6 protein-coding genes are annotated in these 5,570 nt (G+C 72.7%); 1 reads left to right on the top strand and 5 read right to left on the bottom strand.

Going from position 1 to position 5,570, the window contains the following annotated elements; genetic code table 11:
• Window positions 1-684 (bottom strand): DNA-3-methyladenine glycosylase (locus L0B03_RS13220; RefSeq protein WP_284501779.1); only part of this gene is annotated, 684 nt, incomplete at its 3' end.
• A 104-nt stretch (window positions 685-788) separates the two neighbouring features.
• Here L0B03_RS13220 and L0B03_RS13215 point away from each other — a divergent pair.
• A complete protein-coding gene (locus L0B03_RS13215) occupies window positions 789-1,253 on the top strand; it encodes a tRNA (cytidine(34)-2'-O)-methyltransferase (RefSeq protein ID WP_250446511.1) in 465 nt (154 codons plus the stop codon).
• Here the strand turns inward: L0B03_RS13215 and L0B03_RS13210 are convergent.
• The 4 genes from L0B03_RS13210 to L0B03_RS13195 form a co-directional block, all read right to left on the bottom strand.
• Window positions 1,250-2,374, bottom strand: coding sequence for a serine hydrolase (locus tag L0B03_RS13210; protein ID WP_250446508.1), 1,125 nt, complete (start codon window positions 2,372-2,374; stop codon window positions 1,250-1,252). The genes L0B03_RS13215 and L0B03_RS13210 overlap by 4 nt on opposite strands.
• Window positions 2,375-2,513: 139 nt before the next feature.
• Window positions 2,514-4,169: a catalase gene (locus L0B03_RS13205; RefSeq protein ID WP_250446505.1), complete on the bottom strand. Its 1,656-nt coding sequence runs from the start codon at window positions 4,167-4,169 to the stop codon at window positions 2,514-2,516.
• A gap of 71 nt (window positions 4,170-4,240) precedes the next feature.
• A complete protein-coding gene (locus L0B03_RS13200) occupies window positions 4,241-4,762 on the bottom strand; it encodes a Fur family transcriptional regulator (RefSeq protein WP_250446503.1) in 522 nt (173 codons plus the stop codon).
• A 101-nt stretch (window positions 4,763-4,863) separates the two neighbouring features.
• The coding region (locus L0B03_RS13195; RefSeq protein WP_250446500.1) for an MFS transporter at window positions 4,864-5,570 on the bottom strand (707 nt) is incomplete at its 5' end.

Raw genomic sequence — 5,570 nt, 5'->3', positions numbered from 1 at the left:
CCCTCCGAGGTCCAGGGTGCCGTCCGCGAGCGCGCCGCAGGTGGCGACCAGGGACCGCACCGCCTGGCCGGGCAGCCGCAGCGGGCGGTCGGGGTCGAGGGGCTCTCCCGGCACGGGGGCGGGGACGGCAGCACTGATCTGCGCTGCGGATGGGAAGAGGCGGTCCAGGCCGGTGACCCGCGAGACGTGGGGCGACCCGACGCGGGCCGCGAGACGGCCGAGGTGCGTCCGTGCGGCCGCGACCGAGATCTGCTGCCCGACCAGCGCCCGGACGAGGAGCTCGTGCGGGTCCACGGCCCCTGGCACCCGGATCCCCGGGGTGCGTGTCACCAGCGGGGCGAGCACCGGGTCCTCGCTCAGCGCGGCGTCGACGGCGGACGGGTCGGTGTCCAGGTCGAGCAGCCGGCGCACCTGGGCCAGCGCCGCCCCGCGGTCCTCAGGGGAGGACAGCTCGAGCCGCACCTGCACCTGCCACCCCGGCCCGGGCGTCCAGCTCGCGACCACGTCGATGGCCGCCGGGCCGTGCGGCAGGGCGAGGGTCCGCGCGTACCGCAGACGGTCCTCGGACAGGTCCGCCACCTCGACCCCCGTGACCGCGCGGGCGGCGAGGAAGCCGAAGACGCCGGGGGCGTCGAACGGGTGAGGGATCCTGCCCACGTCGACCTGCGTGCGTCCGGGGGTCATGACTCCATGATCCCCGGACGCACCCAGGTCGGGTCCGTCCTCAGGATCATCGAGGGGCAGGTGGGGGCGGGCAGGTGCTGGGCTGCAGGTGGCAGGATCGTCGGGTGCTGCACCTCATGTTCTTCGAGCCCCGGATCGCCGGGAACACCGGCTCGGCGATCCGCACCTCGGCGGCCACCGGTGCGGCCCTGCACCTGGTCGAGCCGCTGGGCTTCGACCTGTCCGAGCCCAAGCTCCGCCGGGCCGGTCTGGACTACCACGACCTCGCCCACGTCGTCGTGCACGCGGACCTGACCGCGGCCCTCGAGGCCCTGCCCGCCTCGCGCGTGCTGGCCTTCACCACGGCGGCGACCACCCGGTACACCGACGTGACGTACCGGCCCGACGACGTGCTGCTCTTCGGCCCCGAACCCACGGGGCTGCCCGCCGAGGTGCTCGACCACCCGCGTGTGACGGACCAGGTGCGCATCCCCATGCTGCCCGGGCGCCGGTCCCTCAACCTGTCCAACACCGCGGCCATCGCCGTGTACGAGGCCTGGCGGCAGCTGGGGTTCGACGGCGGGTCCTAGGAGCCGGGACGGGGCGTCTCCATCACGATCTCGTCGAGCAGCCCGATCGGGCCCCAGGCCGCGTCCTCGCTGCTGGCGACCACGGCGAGGGTCACGTCCTGGGCGGGGTAGTGCCGCAGGATCGCGCTCGAGCCCGTGTTGACCCCGTCCTTGTAGAGCGAGCGCACCGACCCCTGCGCGGTGACCTCGACCTCGAGCCCCCACGCGTGGTGCACCTCGGCCGTCGCCCAGGGGCCGGGCTCGGGCTCGGTCACGGCGTGGTGCAGCACCTGCGGGGTGAGGAACCCCTCGGTGAGCGCGGGTGGCAGCAGCTCGCCCCGGCGCACCGCGTCGAAGAACCGGACCAGGTCCGCCGCGGTGCAGTGCGCGCCGCCGTCGGGGGAACCGATCGGCGGGTAGCTGAAGATGTTCTGCCGCCACGAGAGGATCGCGCTGCCCTCGTCCTCCGGGTCAGCGCGGACAGGCTCCCAGCCCTCGGCGACGTCGGGCTCGGGGTCGCGCCGGTCGAAGAAGCCCGCACGGTCCATCCCGGCCCGGGCGAAGACGTCGGCGCGGACCACGTCGCGGTAGGTGCGCCCCGTGACCCGCTCGAGGGCCAGGCCCAGCAGGACGTACCCCACGTTGCAGTAGCGGCAGCCCTCCCCGGGCGCGAAGTTCGGCTCCTTGTGCACGAACTGCGGCAGGAAGTCCGCCGTCTGCATCACCGCGTACACGGGCATGTCGACCCAGAGCGCCTCGTAGGACTCCCCGGCCTCCTCGTCGGCGTCGTCCCCGATGCCCGAGGTGTGCGTCAGCAGGTGCCGCACGGTCACCGCAGGGCTGATCGCGGTCCCCTCGAGGTCCACGTAGCCATGGATGGACTCGTCGAGCCCCAGCCTCCCCAGCCCGACCTGCTGCAGGACGGCGACCGCGGTGAAGAGCTTGGTCACCGAGGCGACGTCGAAGCGGGTCGACGTGCGGACCGGCACCTCCCAGCGACGGCTCGCCCGGCCGTGGGCTGTCGAGAGCAGCACCTCGGTCCCGTGCTCGACGTGCACGACCCCGGAGAAGAGGTCCTGGGCGGCGAGCTCCTCGAGCCGGTCCGGGACCGCGCGCAGGCGGTCGGCGAGCGGGGTGGTCATGGTGAGGCTCCTGGTCCTGGGGGGCGGGGGGGGCGACCTCCGGAGCCTAGGAGCAGCGCCCGCGGGGCGTCAGCCTCAATACGCGCCGAGGCCCGGACCCCGTCGTGGGGGGCCGGGCCTCGGGTGGTGCGGAGAGGGCTCAGCCCTCGGCGAGCGCCACGCGCTTGTTGGGCACGCAGTGCGTCATGACCAGCCCGCTGACGTCACGCGGGCCGTTCTTGCCGAGGTTCGCGAGGCGGTCGAGCTCCTCCTCGTTCAGGGTCTGGCTGGCGAGCGGCGGCAGGTCGCGCACGTCGTCGGCCGTGATGCTCAGGCCTTCGCCCACGCGGGCGCCGAGCTCGTCGTCGCACAGCAGGAAGTGCCACACCATGCGCTGCTGGACCTCGGGGATCGCCTCGCTGATGAGGGTCACGAGGTTGCCGACCAGGTCGTCCTTCTCCCACTGCTCCATGAGCTGGTAGCGCTGGCCGGCCTGGGTGTAGTCGTTGGTCCGCGGCAGGCGGGCGCGGGTCAGACGACCGACGAGGTCGGGCCCCTGCTCGTCCTTGGTCGGGTAGTCGGCCTCGCGCAGGCCGCCGGTGATCGACGGCTCGTAGTTGACGTGCGGGTTCTCCCCGGCACCGTCCACGTGGTAGGTCATCTGGCCGTCGCGCTGGTTGGTGCGCACGTCGGCGTTCTTGGCCTGGTTGACCGGCAGCTGCAGGTAGTTCGGGCCCACCCGGTACCGCTGGGTGTCGGAGTAGCTGAACGTGCGCCCCACGAGCATCTTGTCGTCGGAGAAGTCCAGCCCGTCGACCAGCACGCCGGTGCCGAAGGAGAGCTGCTCGTTCTCGGCGAAGAAGTTGCTCACGTTCCGGTTGAGGACCATCTTGCCCACCGTCTTGGGCGGGAACTCGTTCTCGGGCCACACCTTGGTGTCGTCGAGCGGGTCGAAGTCCAGCTCGGGGTGCTCGTCGTCGCTCATCAGCTGCACGCGCAGCTCCCACTCGGGGTACTCGCCGCGCTCGATGGACTCGTAGAGGTCCTTCGAGGCGTGCCCCAGGTCGCCGCCCTGGATGACGGCGGCGTCGGCCTCGGTGAGGCTCTCGACCCCGGCCGTGGGGATCCAGTGGTACTTGACCAGGTGCGTCACACCCTCGGCGTTGACCCACTTGTAGGTGTTGACCCCGAAGCCCTGCTGGGTCCGGTAGTTGGCCGGGATGCCGCGCGGGGAGAACAGGTTGACCAGCATGTGCATCGACTCGGGGGTCTGGGACATGAAGTCGAAGATCCGCGCGGGCTCCTGGCGGAAGGTCACCGGGTCCGGCTTGAGGGAGTGGATGACGTCGGGGAACTTGATCGCGTCACGGATGAAGAAGACGCCCAGGTTGTTGCCGACCAGGTCCCAGTTGCCGTCCTCGGTGTAGAACTTGATCGCGAAGCCGCGCGGGTCACGCGCCGCCTCGGAGGAGTCCCGGCCGCCGATCACGGTGGAGAACCGGATCGCGAGGTCCGTGCGCTTGCCGGCCTCGGCGAAGAGCTTGGCGCGGGTGTACTTCGCGATGGGCTCGTCGCCCCACTGCCCGGTGGCCTCGAAGTAGCCGAAGGCCACCGCGCCACGGGCGTGGACCACGCGCTCGGGGACCCGCTCACGGTCGAAGTGGCTGATCTTCTCGAGGAACTGGTAGTTCTCCAGCGTCGCGGGGCCGCGGGCCCCGACGGTGCGCTGGTTCTGGTTGTCGTGGACCGGGTGGCCCTGGCGGGTGGTCAGGACGGGGCGGTCGTCGCCCTCGGGGTGGTGGGTCGCGTCAGTCATGGTGTCCTCTCGGTCGGTGTCGGACGGTGCCTGTCGGCGCGGTGCTGGGGTGGGTGCTGGGTGAGGGCAGGTCAGTGCAGGGGGCCGACGGCGCCGACGGGCCCACGGCGTGGGCGGCCCGGGGTCGCGAGGTCGGCCTGGTCCTGCTGCTCCAGGCGTCCCGCCGCCTCAGCGGCGCAGCCCGCGCACAGGCCCCAGAAGATGACCTCGGCCTCGTCGACCACGAAGCCGAGGTCGTCGGCGGGGGTCAGGCAGGGCGCCGTGCCGTGGGTGCAGTCGACGTCGGCCGTGGTCCCGCAGGACCGGCACACCAGGTGGTGGTGGTTGTCCCCCACGCGGGACTCGTACAGCGCCGGGTGCCCGGCGGGCTCGATCCGCCGCACGAGGGCGGCACCGCCCAGGGCGTCGAGGCAGTCGTAGATCGCCTGGGTCGAGACCGCACCGATCTGCGCGCGGGCCTGCTCGGCGACCTCGGCCGCGGTGAGGTGGCGGCCTGCCAGCCGGGCTGCCTCGAGGGCGCCGTAGACCGCGACGCGGGGGCTCGTGACGCGCAGCCCTGCGGCGCGGAGCCGGGTCGGGACGTCGTCTGCCATCGACCCATGCTGGCACGTCTTCTGGGATAGGTCGACATCAGGAGCAGATCCAGGGTGCCTGCCCTGGGTGCGAGGAGCCGCTGGCGGGCCACCGCCCCGCGTCAGCCTGCGCCGATCCGTTCGACCTCCGGGGCCCGGGACCGCACCCGGTCCTGGCGGACCAGGGTCACCACGCTCACCGTGCTGACCGCGAGCACCAGGCCGCCGACGAGCACGAAGGAGCCGGTCAGGGAGAGCACCACGGCCGAGGCGCCGAAGACGGCAGGGCTGGCGAACTGCGCGGCACGGTTCGCGGTCGAGCGCAGGCCTGAGGCCAGGCCGCGCTGGTCCTCCGGGGTGTGGTCGGCCATGAGGGCCAGGGTCAGCGGCTGGGCGAAGCCGAGGGCGAAGCCGTTGATCACCGCGAGCACGCCGAGCATCGCGACGTCCCCCGGGACGAGCACGACCGCGATCACCGAGGTCGTGCTGATCACCAGCACCAGACCGACCATGACCTGCGGTCGCAGGTGCACCATCGCGAGCGGGAAGAAGGGCCGGGAGGCGAAGCTCGCCGCCGCCGCGACGCTCAGCAGCACGCCGATCTGCCAGGTCGGCACCCCTGCGCCGGAGAACAGGAGCGGGTGGTAGGCGGTGCGGACGTCGAGGACCACGAGGGCCGTGAAGCTCACGACCACCGTGACGGCCACCGTGGGGTTGCGCATCAGGGCCATCGCGTCGGGGAAGGCTCGGCGCAGCGAGGGCCGCGTCGTCGCGCCGGTGCCGGGAGCCCCGGCGGTCGCGCCCGACCCTGCCGCAGCAGCCGCCCGCG

The organism is Actinotalea sp. C106 (assembly GCF_023630195.1).
Taxonomy (GTDB): domain Bacteria; phylum Actinomycetota; class Actinomycetes; order Actinomycetales; family Cellulomonadaceae; genus Actinotalea.
Note: the sequence above shows the minus strand (reverse complement) of the source record. Positions and strands in the feature narration are given on the sequence as shown.

What these genes read in the sequence shown, in the direction of transcription:
- L0B03_RS13205 (WP_250446505.1), bottom strand. Translation starts at nt 4,169, where the DNA reads ATGACTGACGCGACCCACCACCCCGAGGGCGACGACCGCCCCGTCCTG.
- L0B03_RS13200 (WP_250446503.1), bottom strand. Translation starts at nt 4,762, where the DNA reads ATGGCAGACGACGTCCCGACCCGGCTCCGCGCCGCAGGGCTGCGCGTC.
- L0B03_RS13210 (WP_250446508.1), bottom strand. Translation starts at nt 2,374, where the DNA reads ATGACCACCCCGCTCGCCGACCGCCTGCGCGCGGTCCCGGACCGGCTC.